The sequence below is a fragment of the Staphylococcus sp. 11-B-312 genome (assembly GCF_016743055.1).
In the GTDB taxonomy this organism is placed as follows: domain Bacteria; phylum Bacillota; class Bacilli; order Staphylococcales; family Staphylococcaceae; genus Staphylococcus; species Staphylococcus ureilyticus.
Genome location: NZ_CP068241.1, coordinates 1,691,329 through 1,710,642, shown reverse-complemented (window position 1 = coordinate 1,710,642; position 19,314 = coordinate 1,691,329). Strand labels below are relative to the sequence as shown.

Sequence of the window (19,314 nt, the reverse complement as noted above, 5' to 3'; positions counted from 1 at the left end):
TTTAAGGCTCTCTTTTTATTGAATATTAAATATTAATGGTTGAATATGATTGATAGATATAGTAAATTTATTTGCTCATATTTTTTTAAAGGAGTACTAGATATGGAGATGAGAATTGCAAATAAAAATGATATTGAAACAATTATAAAATTAAGAAAAGAACAATTACTTGATCAAGGCATGCATGGTACTGAAGATATTGATGATAATATGAGAGCATATTTTAAAGATGTTTTCGATAAAGGAAACATCTACCAAGTATTTATGATAGATAATCATCAAGTTGTAGCAACAGGAGCTGTTGTCTTCCAACAGATACCACCTGCATATGATAATCATTATGGTGTAGAAGGTTATATTACTAATGTTTATACAACTAAATTATATAGAGGATTAGGTTTGAGTAAACAAATTCTAGAAGAGCTTTTATTAAAGTGTAAAACAGAACAGGTGAATATTGTTAATTTAAAAGCTTCTACTCAAGCAGAGCCATTATATTCTAAAATTGGTTTTATAAAAAATGTATCATCCATGACCATTGAGTTAGCAAATAGTGAAGCGAAACAGTAATAGATATAAAGCTAATTATTATTATATCGTTTATTTAGTTTAACGTTTTGGATGTTTCTAAATAAACTAAATTTTAATATAAGGTATAAATTTAAGGTTTATTTTATTGAAGAAATAATAAAGTAATGTCTTGCTATAGTTAAAATAAATCTAAATATAAATATAAAATGAAAAAGTAGAAGTAAGAAGAATGTCATTCAGCTAGTATTTATTTCTTTTTACTTCTACTTTTTAATTAATTCATATTATAAAATATTAAAAAGAATATAAACTGATTAATAAAAATGCTTTCGCATTATAAGTTACAATGATAACATAATATTAATTTATAAAAATTAGTATAGATGTATTATACGCAATTGCTAAACATTTTAATGATTAATATTTCGCGTGATAAATTATGCGATAAAGTTCTCTAGTCATTGATTAAAAGGGGGGATATAAATGGAATATAATCAGTTTGAACAACCTATCGGTAAGTCATTAATCGATTTCTCTCAACCCAAAACACCAACGGCTAATGTGTTAGAAGGGAAGTATTGTAGATTAGAAAAATTAGCTTCAAAACATATTAACCCTTTATTCACTCATTTTAAGGAGCAAGAAGATGCACCTAATTGGACGTATTTACCAGACGCGCAGCCTAAAAGTTATGATGATTTTGCAACCTATATAAAAAATAAAGTACAAACAAAGGATCCATATTTTTTTGCTATAATAGATCAATTTGATAATGATGTAGTAGGTATTTTATCATTACTTAGAATAAATGAACCAAATGCAACAATTGAAGTTGGTCATATTTATTATGCTAATAAAATGAAACGAACACGTATTGCTACAGAAACACACTACTTATTAGCAAAATATATCTTTGACACTTTGGGATATAGAAGGTATGAATGGAAATGTGATGCATTCAATGAGCCTTCTATAAAAGCAGCCAAACGACTTGGCTTTAAATATGAAGGTTTGTTTAAAAATCATACTATTTATAAACAAAGAAGTAGAGATACATACTGGCTCGCTATGTTAGATGATGAGTGGTCAGTATATAAAACTAAGTTTGAGAATTGGTTGAACGAATATAATTTTGATGAATCTGGCAATCAAATAAATAAGTTATCATTATGATATTACAACATTAACTGGATAATAAATATTTTGTAAACCGTAAGCTTGTATAGGAGGCTTACGGTTATATTTGTGATGACGGAATAAAATTAAAGTGAAAATATATGTGATTTCAGTTCGTGTATTTCATCAAAGCTTGGTGCAAATTTAACTAAAATAAGTTATAATGATATGATGAATTTTTATGAGGAGTAATTTGTATGACAATAAAGCAACTTGTTACAGCAGAAAATCCAATTTTGCAAAAGCACGTGCCGGATGTATCACGATTTGACGAAAACTTAGCTCAATTATTGCTCGATTTAGAAGACACAATGTATGAAGTTGAGGCTTCTGCTATATGTGCCCCGCAAATTGGCATTTTACAAAAGGTAGCTATTATAGATATGGAAATAGATGGATTGTTACAACTTATTAATCCAAAAATCATTCGAGAATCTGACCAAAAAGTAACTGAGTTAGAGGGCTCTATTTCATTACCTGACATTTATGGTGAAGTTGAAAGAAGTAAAATGATTGTTGTTAAAAGTAACGATAAAAATGGAAACGAAGTAGAAATGACTGCATATGATGATATTGCACGCATGATATTGCATATGATTGATCATTTTGAAGGTAAACTTTTTACAGAACGTGCAGATAAAATTTTGACTGAAGCAGAAGTGGAGGCGTATTTTGAAAATGAGTAAAATTATTTTTATGGGGACACCAGATTTTTCAACAAAAGTGTTAGAAATGTTAATTGCAGAACATAACGTGATCGCAGTCGTTACTCAACCTGATCGACCAGTTGGCAGAAAACGAAAATTAACACCACCACCAGTGAAACAAGTTGCAATAGAACATGCGATTCCTGTATATCAGCCTGAAAAACTGTCAAAATCTGAAGAATTAGAGATGTTGATTGATTTAAACGCGGATTTAATTGTTACTGCGGCATTTGGCCAATTATTACCACAACGTTTATTGGATTCACCAAAGTTAGGTGCTATCAATGTACATGCATCATTATTACCTAAATATAGAGGTGGAGCCCCGATACATCAAGCGATTATAGATGGAGAAACACAAACTGGTATTTCTATCATGTATATGGCTAAGAAATTGGATGCTGGAAATATTATAGCTCAAAAAGCAATCGATATTGAACCACAAGATGACGTTGGTGTAATGCATGATAAATTAAGCTTTTTAGGTGCTGAATTATTAAAAGAAACGCTTCCTTCTATCATTAATGGTACGAATGAAAGTATTGTTCAAAATGAAGACGAAGCAACATTTGCATCTAACATTCGTCGAGAAGATGAAAAAATTGATTGGTCAGAACCTGCTGAAGTAGTTTATAACCATATTAGAGGTCTATCTCCATGGCCGGTTGCCTACACAATTATGGATGGAGAAAACTTAAAAGTCTATGCTTCACGCATTGAAAAAGATAAAGACGGTGAGCCAGGTACAATTATAGAGACAACTAAGAAAGCAATTATTGTGGCTACAGGTTCTAGTGATGCGATTGCATTAACAGAGATTCAAGTTGCTGGTAAAAAGAGAATGCCTACAGCTAATTACTTAAGTGGTGTACAATCAACACTCGTTGGGAAGGTATTAAAATGACAATTGAAACTAATGTAAGGTTATTAGCTTTTGAAACACTACAAGATATTATTAATGATAAAGCTTATAGTAATATTATTATTAATGAGGTATTAACAAATAATGAGTTAAATCGAGCTGATAAGAATTTATTAACCGAATTAGTATATGGTACGTTAAAAAGAAAATATACACTAGATTATTATTTGAAACCATTTGTACAAACTAAACTTAAAGGTTGGGTCAGACAGTTACTATGGATGAGTATCTATCAGTATATGTATTTGGATAAAGTTCCTGAACATGCGATTATTAATGAAGCTGTTAATATAGCAAAATATAAAGGCGGCCCACATAACGGTAATGTGGTTAATGGAATCTTGAGAACCCTTATGCGCAGTGAGTTACCAAATTTCAATGAAATTTCGGACGATAAGAAGCGAATTGCTATTCAGTATAGCTTGCCCAAATGGCTTGTTGATCACTGGGTGACACACTTTGGAATAGAAGAAACTGAAGCAATTGCACAATCATTTTTAACAAAAGTGACAACAACTGTAAGGGTTAATTTGACAAGAATTTCAGTTGAACATGTGATGCAACGTTTAGAAGAAGAAGGTTACACTGTAACGCAAGATAATGACATTACAATTTGTTTACATATTAGTGGTAAACCGATTATAGAGTCACGCGTATTTAAAGATGGTTTAGTATCTATCCAAGATAAAAGTTCTATGTTTGTAGCTGACGTGATGAACCTTCAAGATGGCGACCTTGTATTAGATGCTTGTAGTGCACCTGGCGGAAAAGCATGTCATATAGCAGAAAGGCTACATGGTACTGGACATGTAGATGCGACAGACATCCATGAACATAAAATTGATTTGATTGATTTTAACATTCGAAAATTACGATTATCTAACATTTCCGCTTTTAGTCACGATGCGACGGAAAATTATGATAAAGTGTATGATAAGATTTTAGTAGATGCACCTTGTAGTGGCTTAGGTGTACTTAGACATAAGCCAGAAATCAAATACGAACAAAGTCAGCAAAGTATTCAATCTTTAGTGAATATTCAACTAGAAATTTTAAATAATGTGAAACATCATTTACGTCCAGGAGGCACTTTAGTTTATTCAACTTGTACAATAGAACAGTTAGAAAATGAAAATGTAATATATACATTTTTAAAAGAAAATAAAGATTTTGAATTTGATTTATTTGAACATCCAATCAGTGGAGAAAAGGTAAAAACTTTACAAGTGTTACCTCAGCATTTTAATTCTGATGGCTTTTTCATTACTAGGATAAAAAGAAAGGACCAATAAATAATGATAACTGCAGAAAAGAAGAAAAAGAATAAATTTCTTCCCAATTTTGAAAAGCAATCTATATACTCTTTAAGATATGATGAAATGGAAAATTGGTTAAAGGATAATGGGCAACAAAAATTCAGAGCGAAACAAATCTTTGAATGGTTATATGAAAAAAGAGTAGACAGCATTGATGAAATGACAAATTTGTCTAAAGAGTTAAGAGCACTATTGAAAGATCATTTTGCAATGACAGTGATGACGACAGTAGTTAAACAAGAAAGCAAAGATGGTACAATCAAATTCTTATTTGAATTACAAGATGGGTACACAATCGAAACAGTATTAATGAGACATGAATATGGTAATTCCGTATGTGTTACTACTCAAGTGGGTTGCCGTATAGGTTGTACATTCTGTGCATCTACACTAGGTGGCTTAAAGCGTAATTTAGAAGCGGGAGAAATTGTATCTCAAGTGCTTACTGTCCAAAAAGCATTAGATGAAACCGAAGAACGTGTATCTCAAATCGTCATCATGGGTATTGGTGAGCCATTTGAAAACTATGATGAAATGATGGACTTTTTGAAGATTGTTAATCATGACAATGGTTTAAATATAGGTGCGCGTCATATTACTGTTTCTACTTCTGGTATTATACCTAGAATTTATGATTTTGCTGACGAAGATATTCAAATCAATTTTGCAGTAAGCTTACATGGGGCTAATGACGAAATTCGTTCTCGATTAATGCCTATTAACCGAGCGTATAATGTTGAAAAATTAATGGAAGCCATTAAATATTATCAAGAAACAACAAATAGACGTGTTACATTTGAATATGGTCTATTTGGAGGCGTCAACGACCAAGTTGAGCATGCGAGAGAGTTAGCACATTTAATTCAAAAATTAAACTGTCATGTAAATTTAATACCTGTGAACCATGTACCAGAAAGAAATTACGTCAAGACGCCTAAAGAAGATATCTTTAAATTTGAAAAAGAATTAAAGAGACTAGGTATTAATGCAACTATAAGAAGAGAACAAGGTGCTGATATAGATGCAGCATGTGGGCAATTAAGAGCTAAGGAACGAAAAGTAGAAACGAGGTAATAGTATGCTAAAAGCACAATTTTTTACTGACACAGGTCAATATCGTGATAAGAACGAAGATGCAGGTGGTGTGTTCTATAATAAAACAGAACAACAATTACTTGTACTCTGTGATGGTATGGGTGGACATTTAGCAGGAGAAGTAGCAAGTCAATTTGTAACAGATGAATTGCAACGTCGTTTTGAAGAAGAAAATTTAATTGAACCTAACCAAGCCGAGGATTGGCTGAGAACTACACTAAAAGCGATTAATCGTGAATTATATCAACTCTCTGTTGATAATACAGACTATTATGGCATGGGAACAACTTGTGTTTGTGCGTTAGTATTTGATGATTATGTAGTGGTCGCAAATATTGGTGATTCAAGAGGATATTTGGTTAATAGTAGAGAGATTGAACAAATTACAAACGATCATTCTTTCGTTAATCATTTAGTGATGATTGGTCAAATTAGTGCTGAAGAAGCATTCAATCATCCACAAAAAAATATTATTACAAAAGTTATGGGTACGGATAAGGTAGTAACACCAGATATTTTTGTAAAAAGAACTAATTTTTATGATTTTCTATTACTTAACTCGGATGGATTAACAGATTTTGCGAGAAATCATATGATTCAAGAAGAATTAATGCAAGAAAATGATTTAGAAACACACGGCCGGAATCTTATTGAATTAGCAATATCTCAAGAAACGAATGATAATGTGAGTATTGTTTTAGCAGAAATTGAAGGAGATAAGGTATGATTGGAAAATTAATAAGCGAACGTTATAAAGTGATAAAAAAGCTTGGCGGCGGTGGCATGAGCACAGTATATTTGGCTGATGACACAATTTTAAATCGCAATGTAGCAATTAAAGCTATTAGGATACCTTCTGGTGAAAAAGAAGAAACAATTAAGCGTTTTGAACGTGAAGTCCACAATTTAACACAACTTTCACATAAAAATATCGTTAATGTTTTTGATGTCACTGAAAATGATGAAAATTTCTTTTTAGTGATGGAGTACATAGAAGGTCCCACTTTATCAGAATATATTCAACAACATCGACCTCTAGACATCAAAACCGTAATCAAATTTACTGAACAAATTATTGAAGGAATAAAGCATGCACATGATACAAAGATTGTTCATCGTGATGTAAAACCTCAAAATATTTTGGTGAGTCGTGATCAAACACTAAAAATATTAGATTTTGGTATTGCAAAAGCATTAAGCGAAACGACGATGACCCAAACAAATCATGTTTTAGGGACGGTTCAATACCTTTCTCCTGAACAAGCGCGCGGTGATGTAACAGATAACGGCACTGATATATATTCTATTGGTGTTGTACTGTATGAAATGTTAGTAGGACAACCTCCTTTTTCCGGTGAAACAGCAGTAAGCATCGCTATAAAACATATCCAAGATCCGATGCCTAATGTTTCTAGCAAACGTTCTGAAGTCCCACAATCATTGAGCAACGTCGTGCTTAAAGCGACTGAAAAAGATAAGAAAGATCGCTATCAATCGGTTCAGGAAATGCAAGATGACTTGTCTACTGTCCTGACAAAAGAGCGTGAAAATGAATCACCATATCATTCTGTTGACGCTGACACTAAAACAGTGCCTATTGATAAAGCAGAGATTGCTAATCAGACTCGTGATGAAGATAAAGCAAAAAGCATGAATCAAACCATGCAAATTCCAATTGTTAATCAACAATATTTTCAATCAAATGAGGAACAATTATATACAATGCCTCCGAAAAAAAGATCAAAAAAGAAAAAGTTTTTCTATGGTTTAATCATTGTATTACTGTTGTTTGGATTATTTGGTTTTATGGCCATGGGAATGTTTGGTAATAAATATTTGGAAACACCTAATTTAATAGGTAAGACTGAAAAAGAAGCTGAAGGTATTTTAAAGGATAACAAACTAGAATTAGGCAAAACTACAAGAGCTTATAGTGATAAATATCCTGAGAATAAAATTATTAAAACATCACCTGGTAAAGGTGAACGTTTAGAACAACAAAGTAAAGTGGACATTGTATTATCAAAAGGACCTAAAACTGCAGAAATGCCAAATTTATATGGATTACCAAAAGCAGAAGCATTAAATAAATTAAAAAAATTAGGAATTGATGATGCAAAAGTAGATCAATCTTATACGAAACAAAATGTAGCTAAAGGCTTAATTGAAGCACAGAGTGTTTCGCCAGGTGATAGAGTGAAAATAAATGATAGTGACATTAAATTGACTGAATCATTAGGTGTTAAACAAGTTTATGTGGATGATTATGAGAAAAAATCATTCAAGACAGCTAAATCTGAACTAGAATCTAAAGGATTTAAAGTAGTTACTGTAGAAAAACGCTCTGATAAAACAGTTAAAAAGGACAATGTCATTAGTCAATCACCTAAAGACGAAGAAGTAGATGAAGGTTCTACCGTAGAATTCGTAGTATCTACAGGTAAACCGAAAGCATCAGAGAAAAAAGAAGATAAAGATTCTGAGGAGCAAGAAGATAAGTCATCTAAAGAAGATGATAAACCTCAAACTAAAACATATACAGAAACCTATCAAGTTCCCTATACGGGTGATGATGATGAAAGCCAAGAAGTGAAAGTATATGTGAGAGACAAGGATGACAAAGGATCATCAGCTGCACAAAGCTTCAAAATTAAAGATGATAAAACCGTTACTATTCCAATGACGATTGAAAAAGGAGAGACGGCGGGTTATACGATTCGAGTTGATGGCAAGATTGTAGCTGATAAAGATATTCCTTATGATTTTTAGCGCAACTTAACGAACAAAGTGAAGAGAGTTTAGTTGCGCTTATGCAGAAGCCAAAGGCTTCTGCGAACTGCTTATAAAAAATGACTATAACAGAGTATTATTGCTATCATTCCATGTAGTAATAATGCTCTGTTATTTATTTTTAACTGAAATAGTCTCAAATCGTATTTAAATTAAAAAGCCTTTGCTATAATATAGTATGTAAAGCTTTTAAAAGAGGGGTGCCTAAGTGAAAACAGGACGCATCATAAAATCATTAAGTGGTGTATATCGCGTAGATGTAAATGGCGAAATGTACGACACAAAACCACGTGGATTATTTAGAAAAAATAAATTTTCACCTATTGTTGGTGATGTTGTAGATTTTGAAGTTGAAAATATTACAGAAGGTTATATTCACCATGTTCACGAACGAAAAAATGAATTAAAAAGACCACCAGTTAGCAATGTTGATCATCTAGTATTAGTGATGAGTGCGGTAGAACCTGAATTTTCAACTCAGTTATTGGATAGATTTTTAGTCATAGCACACTCGTATCATATGAGACCTCGCATATTAGTAACTAAACGTGATATTACTCCACCTAGCATGGAAAACAAAATATTACAGACACTAAAAGTTTATGAAGATATGGGATATTATACACAATTTATAAGTGTTGAAGATCATATCGATGAAGTTTTCATGCAATGGGGAGAAGGACTAGTAGTATTAAGCGGTCAATCAGGTGTTGGGAAATCTACGTTATTAAATCGATATTTTCCTGAATTGAATATTGAAACACAACATATATCTAGAGCGTTAAATAGAGGGAGACATACTACAAGGCATGTTGAATTATTTGAACGGAATAATGGCTTTATAGTTGACACACCTGGATTTAGCGCATTAGATTTTAATCATATTCAAAAAGATGAAGTGAAACATTATTTCATGGAAATCAATGAATATGGTGAACTTTGTAAATTTAGAGATTGCAACCATATAAACGAACCCAAGTGTAACGTTAAGCATGAAATAGAAAAAGGGAATATAGCTCACTTTAGATATGAACATTATTTACAATTATTTAATGAAATTGCAAACAGAAAGGAAAGATATTAAGTGGCAAAATTATATCCATCATTATTATCAGCTGATTTTTTACAATTACAAAAGGAATTAAAAGCATTAGAAGATGCAGGTGTTGATGGTGTGCACTTTGATGTGATGGACGGTCAATTTGTTCCAAATATTTCAATTGGATTGCCTATATTAGAAGCCGTTAGAAAGGGTACTGATTTACCAATAGATGTGCATTTAATGATAGAAGAACCAGAAAAATATGTGGAGCTTTTTGCAGCACAGGGTGCAGACATGATTTCAGTACATGTGGAAGCAACACCGCATATTCATAGAGTAATACAACAAATTAAAAATACTAATGTAAAAGCTGGTGTAGTCATTAACCCAGGTACATCGGTGAATACGATTATGCCAGTGCTAAAAATGGTGGATTATGTACTTGTCATGACAGTTAATCCTGGATTTGGCGGTCAAACATTCATTCAAGATAGCATTAGTAAATTGGACGAACTAGTTAAGATAAAAAAAGCATTAAACTTATCATTTGAAATCGAAGTTGATGGTGGCATTAACGATGAAACAGTTGCAACTGTTATCGAACATGGTGCCACTATGTTGGTAGCTGGTTCATATTTCTTTAAACAAAAAGATTATAAACAAGTGACGCAAACATTGAAAGGTTGAAGTCAATGAAAGTCAATTTATTATGTGGTGCAAGAAATTTACCAGAAAATATTTTACAAAATAAGGCAAATGAGTCATGGATAGGGATTGACCGAGGTGCATTAATTTTGATTGAATCAGGTATTATGCCTCAATTTGCAGTCGGTGATTTTGATTCAATAACTAAAGAAGAAAAGGATTATTTGGCTGAAAAACTAGCAATTAATCCATATCATTCTGAAAAAGATGACACTGATTTAGCATTGGGTATCGATCAAGCAATCCATTCAGGCTATAGTGAAATATGTGTTTATGGAGCAACCGGTGGGCGTTTAGACCATTTTATGGGTGCATTGCAAATTTTAGAGAAGCCAGAATATACAAAAAAGAAAATTAATATTAAAATCATTGATCAACAAAATGAAATTTCATATTTATCTGCTAAAGATCATTGTGTTGAAAGAGACTTCAATTATCCATATATATCATTCATCCCAATTACATATCCTACAGTTATTTCATTAGCCAATTTTAAATATGAATTGAAGCAAGCATCTTTACAGCTCGGTTCTACGCTGACAATATCTAATGAATTAATAAAACCACGAGGTACTGTTTCTATTTATTCAGGTAGCGTATTAATGATTAAAAGTAAAGATTGATAAATCGTAGCAAAATTAATTATAAACAAAAAAAGACCAATCCTCCACATAAGGATTGGTCTTTTTCGTGCATTATATTTATTAAACTCTAGTTACTTTACCAGATTTTAAAGCACGTGCAGAAACCCAAACTTTTTTAGGTTTTCCGTCTACAAGAATTCTAACTTTTTGAAGGTTAGCATTCCATCTTCTTTTAGAAGAATTTAAAGCGTGTGAACGATTGTTTCCAGTTGAAGCTTTGCGACCTGTTACGAAACATTGTTTGCCCATGAAAGTACCTCCTTTAATAAATATAAATACACATATCTACTACATACTTGAATAATGTACCACATAAAAAAAATAATGGCAATAAAATGAAAAAAATTTCTTTACATAGCTTCTACTTTTGTTACACTCATTTTATGATATAATTGTAAACTATGGATAATATTGTATTTTTTAATCTTAATATAAAGTTTTAAAGTATCAAAATAAAGTGAGAACCATAAACTAGGAGGCCCAATAAAATGACATTAGAAATTACAAATGATTATGGTAGCATAGACATTTCAAACGAAGTAATAGCTTCAGTTGTGGGTAGTAAAGCGGTAGAATGTTATGGCATTGTAGGAATGGCTTCTAGACAACAAGTAAGAGACGGAATTGCTGAAATTTTAGGTTATGAAAATTATGCAAAAGGCATTGTTGTGAGAGAAGAAAATAGTGTGTTGGATGTTGATATGTATATCATTGTAAGTTACGGTACAAAGATATCAGAAGTTGCAAGCAATGTTCAATCAACTGTCAAATATACATTAGAACAAACATTAAAAGTTAAAGTAAATTCAATTAATATATTTGTACAAGGCGTACGAGTGGATAATGGCAAGAAAAACTAGGAGGACATAACGAGATGGTTAGTAAAATAAATGGTAAATTATTTGCCGAAATGATTATTCAAGGGGCACAAAATTTATCTAATCATTCAGATTTAGTAGATTCATTAAATGTATACCCGGTGCCAGATGGGGATACAGGGACAAATATGAACTTAACAATGACATCAGGCAGAGAAGCAGTAGAAGAGAATTTATCACAGCATATTGGCGAGTTAGGTAAAACATTTTCAAAAGGCTTATTAATGGGGGCACGTGGAAATTCTGGCGTTATCTTATCACAGCTTTTTAGAGGATTTAGCAAAAATTTAGAAAGTTTTAGCGAAATTAATGCAGAGCAATTAGCAGAAAGTTTTAAAGCTGGTGTTAACACTGCATATAAAGCAATTATGAAACCCGTAGAAGGCACAATTTTAACTGTTGCTAGAGATGCTGCGGATGCAGGTATACAAAAGGCACAAGAAACAGAAGATTGCATTGAACTTGTGACATATATTATAGAACAAGCCCAAATTTCTTTAGAGAATACGCCTAATTTATTACCTGTATTAAAAGAAGTTGGTGTAGTTGATAGTGGTGGTAAAGGATTAGTTATCGTTTATGAAGGTTTTCTAAAAGCTTTAAAAGGTGAAACTGTAACTGCAGAAACTCCGAAATTAGATACAGAAACTTTAGTGAATGAAGAACATGACTTCCACGGTGTGATTAATACTGAAGATATTGTTTATGGATATTGTACCGAAATGATGGTTCGTTTTGGGGTAAATAAAAAAGTATTCGATGAAGATACTTTTAGAGAAGAAATGAGTCAATTTGGGGATTCATTATTAGTTATTAATGATGATGAAATTGTAAAAGTTCATGTACATACAGAAAAACCTGGCGATGTTTTTAATTACGGACAACAATACGGTGAATTAATTAAATTAAAAGTTGAGAATATGCGAGAACAACATCGTGAAGTTGTAAAAAAAGAACAAAAAGGTGCAAATACACAACAATCTAATCAAGAAACTTCAACAGTAGACACTGCTGTCATCGCTATTTCTATGGGAGAAGGCATATCAGAATTGTTTAAATCCATGGGTGCGACACATTTAATAAGTGGTGGCCAGACAATGAACCCGTCTACTGAAGATATTGTGAAAGTGATTGAACAATCCCAATGTAAACGTGCAATCATCTTGCCAAATAATAAAAATATTATGATGGCGAGTGAACAAGCTGCATCAATTGTAGATGCTGAAGCTATTGTGATTCCTTCGAAATCTATACCACAAGGAATAGCTGCATTATTTAATTATGATGAATCAGACGAATTAATTGATAATAAAGCACGCATGATTGAATCATTAGAAGTGATAACTTCTGGCTCTGTTACTTACGCTGTTAGAGATACCAAAGTCGATGGTGTAGAAATAAAAAAAGATGCATTTATGGGACTAGTCGAGGATAAAATTGTCACAAGCAATGAAGATGAATTTGAGACTGTTAAACAGTTATTGTCTCAAATGATTACGGACGAAAGTGAAATAATCACTATGATTATCGGTGAAGATACCAATAGTGATATAACATCTAATATTGAATCCTGGATTGAAACAACGTATCCAGATATTGAAATAGATCAACATCAAGGTGATCAGCCTGTATATCAATATCTGTTTTCTGTGGAATAATGTTAGTTTGTTGATAACGACAAAAATTTCTATCAATATACGTAATTAGGTATGTGTCATATCTGGTTACGTATATTTATTTTGACGCAAAAAAATGGGTGAAGTTAATGTTTAAAGAAGTATATACTAAATAGATGTAAATATCGTAATAATATTCACGGTAAAGAATAATTATTTTCATTATGTTTATATGTGTATTCAATTCACAATAGTGTGCAATTTGTAATAATTTTGAATTAAAAGCAGTACAACTAAAATTAGTTTATAATGTTAACTTAAATTGTTATAATAATAAAGGTGCAAATAAAATGTAAGCGCAACACTTTAGAATGATTAAAAATAAGGGTGGGGTATCCATTATGAAATATAAAACAGTTTTCGATATAATTGGTCCAACAATGGTTGGTCCATCATCTTCACATACAGCAGGTGCAGTCAGAATTGGCTTAGTAGCTAAAGATTTATTTAATCAAATACCAAAACAAGTTGATATATATTTGTATGGGTCATTTATGGAAACATATAAGGGCCATGGTACAGATGTAGCACTTGTGGGTGGCTTATTAGGATATGATACAGACGATGATCGAATCCAAAAAAGTTTAGAGACTGCTGAAGAAATTGGCATGAAAGTGAATTTTATTGAAATGGCAGAAGAACGCTCTCACCCAAACACTGCAATTATTAATATGAGAGACGGAGAAAAAGAAATTTCTGTTGAAGGTGTGTCTATTGGTGGCGGTAAGATAGAAGTTGTTGCAATCAATGGTTTTAGTATTGCAATTAGTGGTAACTATCCAGCACTTTTAGTGTTCCATAAAGATACATTTGGTACGATCGGCCGTGTAGCTAATATATTAGGTGATTCCAGTATTAATGTTGGCAGCATGCAAGTTTCAAGAAAAGAAAAAGGTGACCAAGCATTAATGACTTGTGAATTAGATGATGCTATCAATGATGAAATAATAGAAAAAATAAAAAACGTCGATGGTGTAGTGACAGTCTCACTCATGGGCGACGCCTAATGGAGGGATATCAATGTTTAAAAGTGTAAAAGAACTCATTGAAAAATGTGAGACAGAAGATAAAAAAATATATGAAGTGATGCTTGAGCAAGAAATGGAAGTTACTGGTTTATCAGAAGAAGAAGTATATGCACATATGGATAAAAATTTACAAACTATGGAAAATGCATTAGATGAAGGCTTAGAAGGCGTAACTTCAACGACTGGTCTAACAGGTGGAGACGCTGTTTTAATAAAAGAATATTTAAAAACAGGTAAATCTTTATCTGGTGCAACATTATTAGATGCTGTGAGCAAAGCAGTAGCAACAAATGAAGTAAATGCAGCAATGGGTAAAATTTGTGCTACACCAACGGCTGGTTCAGCTGGAGTCGTTCCTGGGGTTCTGTTTGGTTTGAAACCACGATTAGAACCTACACGTAAAGATATGTTGAATTTCTTATTAACTTCAGGCGCATTTGGATTTGTTGTAGCAAATAATGCATCGATATCTGGTGCAGCAGGTGGTTGTCAGGCAGAAGTTGGATCGGCCGCAGCTATGGCTGCAGGTGCGACAGTTGAGCTTGCAGGTGGTACACCACAACAATCTTCGGAAGCTTTTGCAATTTGTTTGAAAAATATGCTAGGTTTAGTATGTGACCCTGTAGCTGGATTAGTAGAAGTACCTTGTGTAAAAAGAAATGCAGCTGGGGCATCTAATGCAATCGTCTCAGCCGATATGGCATTAGCAGGTGTAACTTCCAGAATCCCGACAGACGAAGTAATAGAAGCAATGTATAAAATAGGGCAAACGATGCCTTCAGCGTTGCGTGAAACTGGTCGTGGAGGTTTAGCAGGCACACCGACAGGACAGCGTTTAAAACAAGAAATATTTGGTGATTAAAATGTCAAAAGTCAATTTAATAGAAAGCCCATTTCCATTATCACAAATCAAGGGTTTAGGTCCTAAGCGGTTAGCGGTATTAAATGAATTGAACATTTATACAGTAGAAGATTTAATCTTATATTTACCAACGCGTTATGAAGACAATACTGTAGTTGACTTGAATGAAGCAGAGGATCAAGCGATGGTGACTGTTGTTGGGGAAGTATACTCAACACCCACTGTCGCTTTTTTTGGTAGGAATAAATCTAAGTTGACAGTTCATTTAATGGTTAACAATATTGCAGTAAAATGTGTATTTTTTAATCAACCCTACTTGAAAAAGAAACTAGAACTACACCAAACGGTTACGATTAAAGGAAAATGGAATAGAAATAAGCAAGAAATTAACGGAAATCGAATGTTTTTTAATCAACCAGCAATAGAAGATGTACAATTTGAACCCATTTATCGAATTAAAGAAGGGATAAAGCAAAAACCATTACGTGATATGATTAGGCAAGTTTTAGAACATGTTACGATTCATGAGTGGATATCAGATTCATTGAGAGAAAAATATAAATTAGAAACACTAGAAGATACAATCAAAACATTACACCTTGCACCGGACAAAACTTCATTGCTCAAAGCGAGAAGAACTTACGCATTTATTGAATTATTTATGTTTGAACTTAGAATGCAATGGCTAAATAGGTTGGAAAAAATATCAGATGACGCAATCGAAATTGATTATGATATTCAATTAGTAAGAAATTTTATATCATGTTTACCATTTGAATTAACTGATGCACAAAAGCAAAGTGTAAACGAGATATTTAGAGATTTAAAAGCGCCTATTCGCATGCATAGATTGTTACAAGGTGATGTTGGATCAGGAAAAACAGTCGTAGCTGCAATTTGTATGTATGCATTAAAAACAGCAGGTTATCAATCTGCTTTAATGGTACCTACGGAAATACTTGCAGAACAGCATGCTGAAAGTCTTGCAGAAATCTTTGGTGACAGAATGAACATTGCTTTACTTACAGGTTCAGTAAAAGGGAAAAAACGCAAAATTTTGTTGGAACAGCTCGAGCAAAATGAGATAGATTGTATTATTGGTACACATGCGCTTATTCAAGATGATGTTGTCTTTAATAATGTGGGCCTTGTAATTACAGATGAACAGCATCGTTTTGGTGTCAATCAACGACAATTGCTGAGAGAAAAAGGCGCGATGACAAACGTTTTGTTTATGACAGCGACACCTATTCCACGCACATTAGCAATTTCTGTTTTTGGAGAAATGGATGTATCCTCAATCAAACAGTTACCAAAGGGTAGGAAACCTATTATAACCTCTTGGTCTAAACATGAAGCATATGAAAGTGTATTACAACAAATGTCTGCTGAATTAAAAAAAGGTAGACAAGCATATGTGATTTGTCCATTGATAGAAAGTTCAGAGCATTTAGAAGATGTACAAAATGTAGTTGAATTGTTCGAATCTTTACAAGCCTATTATGGTAAAGGAAAAGTTGGACTACTTCATGGTAAATTAACCTCAGAAGAAAAAGATCAAGTGATGCAACAATTTAGTAATCATGAAATTGATATATTAGTGTCAACGACAGTGGTAGAAGTAGGAGTTAACGTTCCTAATGCAACATTTATGATGATATATGATGCGGATCGATTCGGATTATCGACTTTACATCAATTAAGAGGACGTGTTGGTAGAAGTGAACACCAAAGCTATTGTGTATTAATTGCTTCACCTAAAACTGAAACAGGGATAGAACGTATGAATGTAATGACACAAACAACAGATGGTTTTGAATTAAGTGAACGTGATTTAGAAATGAGAGGACCTGGTGATTTCTTTGGTGTGAAACAAAGTGGGTTACCTGACTTTTTAGTAGCGAATGTTGTTGAAGATTATAAAATGTTAGAAGTAGCGAGAGATGAGGCAGCAGAATTAATTCAATCCGGTGCATTTTTTGAAGATGAGTATCAAAGATTAAGAACATTTGTAGAAGATAATTTACTATATACTAGTTTTGATTAACAAAAACAGCAATTTAGCGTGTCATTTGCTAAACTGCTGTTTTTTAATATTTAAGAGCCTACACCTACTTTAGTCCATGCTTGTGCTACAGATTGTGATTCGTTACTATTATGGCCATATAATTCATCTGCTGCTTGTTTTAAGGCAATTTTGGCATCAGAAAATTCAGCATTGGACGTCAAATATTGAGTTAATGCGAGATAGTATATTTGCTCAGCTTTTTCTTTACCAATTGATTGTATCGTTAGATATGCAGCTTTGTTTGGAATACCACTATTAATATGGACACCACCATTATCTTCAGCGCCAGTATAAAATTGATCCATATGTGCTGGTTGATCGTATTTTTCTGGATCTTTTAAGCTTCTTAAAGCGTCACCATCTTGATTGGGAGTATATACATCTTCACCCATCATCCAGTTATCAGGGTCAATAAAATACCCAAATACATCTGAGAAAGATTCGTTGAGTGCACCCGATTGATTTACATATTCTAAATTAGCAGTTCTTTCAGTTACCGCATGTGTTAATTCATGAGCAACAATATCTTTAGCGCCTGATAAGGGATTAAATGTTTGACCATCACCGTCACCGTAAACCATATATTGTCCGGTCCATGCTGCATTATTATAGTTCTTATCAAAATGGACAACTGAATTAATATCAGCAGCATTATCGTCGTAACTATTTCTATCGTGTGTATTTAAATAATAATCATAAACTGCTTTTGCGTAATAGTGTGCATCGACGCCAGGACGTTGTTGTTTTTCATCAAAATATTTTGAATCATTTATGATAGGAGAAAATTGATCAGTGGTTCCATTGGCACTTTCAGTATTAATATGTGCATCTGTCGTTGTATCATTTAATGTATATTGTCCATTGTTGCTAGATACATTAAGTGGTGATTTTTTATCACCATTCACTCCGATACCAGAGCCTTTTTCTAAAGCGTGTTCAATCACATTTTGTTTTTTTAATATTTCCCCAGTGCTAGCATCAACTTGTATTTGCCAATGTGCAGGCTTAGGAGATATGTAATTTAATTCTATATTATATATATATCTTTCTTTTTTACTATTAACATCTAGTTTGTTTTTAGACACTACTTTAAAGCCATCGATGTTTGTAACGTCATTGCTTTTTTTACCAATTGCTTTAAAGGCTAATTTTTCTGCTTGGGAAGAAGATAGTTTCACCGTATTATTAACGTCGATATGTTGTCTGTGTATATGACCATTGATAAGTGATACGTTTCCATCAGAGTTCACATGGACTTTAATTGTGCTATCATTAGCTAAAATATGATTGATTTTTGGTTTTAATTCATAATGTGTAACGCCAGTTGAATCAACACTGCTATTGATTACTTTGTATTGTTTAAATGCATTTTTATTAATAGATTCTGTTTTAGTTTTATTTGTATTGAGCACAGATGTAGCGTTGTTTTGTAGGAAATGTTCTACATCTATTTTATTGGAAATTTTTGTTTCAGTTGAAGTTTCTAAGTTTTCAGGAAGGATACTATTGATTTCTTTTGCGTTACTCTGAGTGGAAAAAGCTGCAAAAAATGTTGCAGATAGCAATGCATTGGTCACTACTTTTTTCAATGTTTACAACCCCTTTGAATTGGAATGAATAATTTATGTATTTCTGAAAAATTTTTAATAGTTAAGTGTTTTAAAAACGTTAAATTTTATTTTTATATAATTTAACATATTATTATTTAAAGTTATATATTAACTTTAAAAACTTTTTTTGCTTTGGTTATAAAAGTGTTCAGCTTTAACTCAATATAATGGAGAAAGTCTTATGTTTTTAGTTGAGCAATTGAAATAGAAAGTGTTATGATATGTTAGGAATGTTTAAGACTTGGTACTAAAATTAGGGAGTAG

Annotated in this window: 18 protein-coding genes; 16 read left to right on the top strand and 2 right to left on the bottom strand. The window is 32.5% G+C overall.

Translation table 11 applies throughout. The features are described 5' to 3' along the window. Positions 1 to 102 precede the first annotated feature (102 nt). The 11 genes from JG554_RS08145 to JG554_RS08095 all read left to right on the top strand — a co-directional run bounded on the left by JG554_RS08145 (position 103) and on the right by JG554_RS08095 (position 10,907). Positions 103 to 570, top strand: a complete 468-nt coding sequence (locus JG554_RS08145) for a GNAT family N-acetyltransferase (protein WP_046208679.1) — start codon at positions 103 to 105, stop codon at positions 568 to 570. Between the two features lie 444 nt (positions 571 to 1,014). After that, positions 1,015 to 1,704, top strand: coding sequence for a GNAT family N-acetyltransferase (locus tag JG554_RS08140; RefSeq protein ID WP_107360300.1), 690 nt, complete (start codon positions 1,015 to 1,017; stop codon positions 1,702 to 1,704). A 200-nt stretch (positions 1,705 to 1,904) separates the two neighbouring features. Next, positions 1,905 to 2,393: a peptide deformylase gene (locus tag JG554_RS08135; protein WP_046208677.1), complete on the top strand. Its 489-nt coding sequence runs from the start codon at positions 1,905 to 1,907 to the stop codon at positions 2,391 to 2,393. Next, positions 2,386 to 3,318, top strand: coding sequence for a methionyl-tRNA formyltransferase (fmt, locus tag JG554_RS08130; RefSeq protein WP_064209127.1), 933 nt, complete (start codon positions 2,386 to 2,388; stop codon positions 3,316 to 3,318). Before JG554_RS08135 ends, fmt begins: the two co-directional genes overlap by 8 nt. A 2-nt stretch (positions 3,319 to 3,320) precedes the next feature. Then, positions 3,321 to 4,628, top strand: a complete 1,308-nt coding sequence (gene rsmB / locus JG554_RS08125) for a 16S rRNA (cytosine(967)-C(5))-methyltransferase RsmB (protein WP_225792175.1) — start codon at positions 3,321 to 3,323, stop codon at positions 4,626 to 4,628. 3 nt (positions 4,629 to 4,631) lie between these two features. Further along, on the top strand, positions 4,632 to 5,726 hold the full coding sequence (rlmN, locus tag JG554_RS08120) for a dual-specificity RNA methyltransferase RlmN (RefSeq protein WP_064209053.1): 1,095 nt from the start codon (positions 4,632 to 4,634) through the stop codon (positions 5,724 to 5,726). Between the two features lie 4 nt (positions 5,727 to 5,730). Further along, a complete protein-coding gene (locus tag JG554_RS08115) occupies positions 5,731 to 6,474 on the top strand; it encodes a Stp1/IreP family PP2C-type Ser/Thr phosphatase (protein WP_046208674.1) in 744 nt (247 codons plus the stop codon). Next, entirely contained in the window at positions 6,471 to 8,516 is a 2,046-nt protein-coding gene (gene pknB / locus JG554_RS08110; protein ID WP_070658407.1) for a Stk1 family PASTA domain-containing Ser/Thr kinase, read from the top strand. The genes JG554_RS08115 and pknB overlap by 4 nt, the downstream gene beginning before the upstream one ends. A gap of 229 nt (positions 8,517 to 8,745) precedes the next feature. Further along, complete coding sequence (gene rsgA / locus JG554_RS08105) at positions 8,746 to 9,621, top strand: ribosome small subunit-dependent GTPase A (RefSeq protein ID WP_203265227.1); 876 nt, start codon at positions 8,746 to 8,748, stop codon at positions 9,619 to 9,621. Then, on the top strand, positions 9,622 to 10,266 hold the full coding sequence (rpe, locus tag JG554_RS08100) for a ribulose-phosphate 3-epimerase (protein WP_046208671.1): 645 nt from the start codon (positions 9,622 to 9,624) through the stop codon (positions 10,264 to 10,266). Between the two features lie 5 nt (positions 10,267 to 10,271). Next, positions 10,272 to 10,907, top strand: a complete 636-nt coding sequence (locus JG554_RS08095) for a thiamine diphosphokinase (protein WP_064209050.1) — start codon at positions 10,272 to 10,274, stop codon at positions 10,905 to 10,907. 81 nt (positions 10,908 to 10,988) lie between these two features. Here the strand turns inward: JG554_RS08095 and rpmB are convergent, their stop codons facing one another. Then, positions 10,989 to 11,177: a 50S ribosomal protein L28 gene (gene rpmB / locus JG554_RS08090; protein ID WP_002483503.1), complete on the bottom strand. Its 189-nt coding sequence runs from the start codon at positions 11,175 to 11,177 to the stop codon at positions 10,989 to 10,991. Positions 11,178 to 11,416: 239 nt separating this feature from the next. Here rpmB and JG554_RS08085 point away from each other — a divergent pair, with 239 nt between their 5' ends. From JG554_RS08085 to recG, 5 genes are all read left to right on the top strand, one after another. Then, positions 11,417 to 11,788, top strand: a complete 372-nt coding sequence (locus JG554_RS08085; RefSeq protein ID WP_019467949.1) for an Asp23/Gls24 family envelope stress response protein — start codon at positions 11,417 to 11,419, stop codon at positions 11,786 to 11,788. 14 nt (positions 11,789 to 11,802) lie between these two features. Continuing rightward, positions 11,803 to 13,464 (top strand): fatty acid kinase catalytic subunit FakA, encoded by a 1,662-nt coding sequence (gene fakA / locus JG554_RS08080; RefSeq protein WP_107360285.1) that lies wholly within the window; start codon positions 11,803 to 11,805, stop codon positions 13,462 to 13,464. Positions 13,465 to 13,823: 359 nt separating this feature from the next. Next, the gene (gene sdaAB, locus JG554_RS08075; protein WP_046208668.1) at positions 13,824 to 14,489 is read left to right on the top strand and encodes an L-serine ammonia-lyase, iron-sulfur-dependent subunit beta; all 666 of its coding nucleotides are present in this window, start codon (positions 13,824 to 13,826) and stop codon (positions 14,487 to 14,489) included. 13 nt (positions 14,490 to 14,502) lie between these two features. Then, positions 14,503 to 15,372: an L-serine ammonia-lyase, iron-sulfur-dependent, subunit alpha gene (sdaAA, locus tag JG554_RS08070; protein WP_046208667.1), complete on the top strand. Its 870-nt coding sequence runs from the start codon at positions 14,503 to 14,505 to the stop codon at positions 15,370 to 15,372. 1 nt (position 15,373) lies between these two features. Next, positions 15,374 to 17,419, top strand: a complete 2,046-nt coding sequence (gene recG, locus JG554_RS08065) for an ATP-dependent DNA helicase RecG (protein ID WP_107360286.1) — start codon at positions 15,374 to 15,376, stop codon at positions 17,417 to 17,419. A 50-nt stretch (positions 17,420 to 17,469) separates the two neighbouring features. Here the strand turns inward: recG and JG554_RS08060 are convergent, their stop codons facing one another. Next, entirely contained in the window at positions 17,470 to 19,029 is a 1,560-nt protein-coding gene (locus JG554_RS08060) for a M4 family metallopeptidase (protein ID WP_107360287.1), read from the bottom strand. Positions 19,030 to 19,314: the final 285 nt, after the last annotated feature.

What these genes read in the sequence shown, in the direction of transcription:
- JG554_RS08135 (WP_046208677.1), top strand. Translation starts at nt 1,905, where the DNA reads ATGACAATAAAGCAACTTGTTACAGCAGAAAATCCAATTTTGCAAAAG.
- JG554_RS08140 (WP_107360300.1), top strand. Translation starts at nt 1,015, where the DNA reads ATGGAATATAATCAGTTTGAACAACCTATCGGTAAGTCATTAATCGAT.
- JG554_RS08145 (WP_046208679.1), top strand. Translation starts at nt 103, where the DNA reads ATGGAGATGAGAATTGCAAATAAAAATGATATTGAAACAATTATAAAA.
- sdaAB (WP_046208668.1), top strand. Translation starts at nt 13,824, where the DNA reads ATGAAATATAAAACAGTTTTCGATATAATTGGTCCAACAATGGTTGGT.
- JG554_RS08085 (WP_019467949.1), top strand. Translation starts at nt 11,417, where the DNA reads ATGACATTAGAAATTACAAATGATTATGGTAGCATAGACATTTCAAAC.
- sdaAA (WP_046208667.1), top strand. Translation starts at nt 14,503, where the DNA reads ATGTTTAAAAGTGTAAAAGAACTCATTGAAAAATGTGAGACAGAAGAT.
- rlmN (WP_064209053.1), top strand. Translation starts at nt 4,632, where the DNA reads ATGATAACTGCAGAAAAGAAGAAAAAGAATAAATTTCTTCCCAATTTT.
- fakA (WP_107360285.1), top strand. Translation starts at nt 11,803, where the DNA reads ATGGTTAGTAAAATAAATGGTAAATTATTTGCCGAAATGATTATTCAA.
- rpmB (WP_002483503.1), bottom strand. Translation starts at nt 11,177, where the DNA reads ATGGGCAAACAATGTTTCGTAACAGGTCGCAAAGCTTCAACTGGAAAC.
- fmt (WP_064209127.1), top strand. Translation starts at nt 2,386, where the DNA reads ATGAGTAAAATTATTTTTATGGGGACACCAGATTTTTCAACAAAAGTG.
- JG554_RS08095 (WP_064209050.1), top strand. Translation starts at nt 10,272, where the DNA reads ATGAAAGTCAATTTATTATGTGGTGCAAGAAATTTACCAGAAAATATT.
- JG554_RS08115 (WP_046208674.1), top strand. Translation starts at nt 5,731, where the DNA reads ATGCTAAAAGCACAATTTTTTACTGACACAGGTCAATATCGTGATAAG.
- recG (WP_107360286.1), top strand. Translation starts at nt 15,374, where the DNA reads ATGTCAAAAGTCAATTTAATAGAAAGCCCATTTCCATTATCACAAATC.
- pknB (WP_070658407.1), top strand. Translation starts at nt 6,471, where the DNA reads ATGATTGGAAAATTAATAAGCGAACGTTATAAAGTGATAAAAAAGCTT.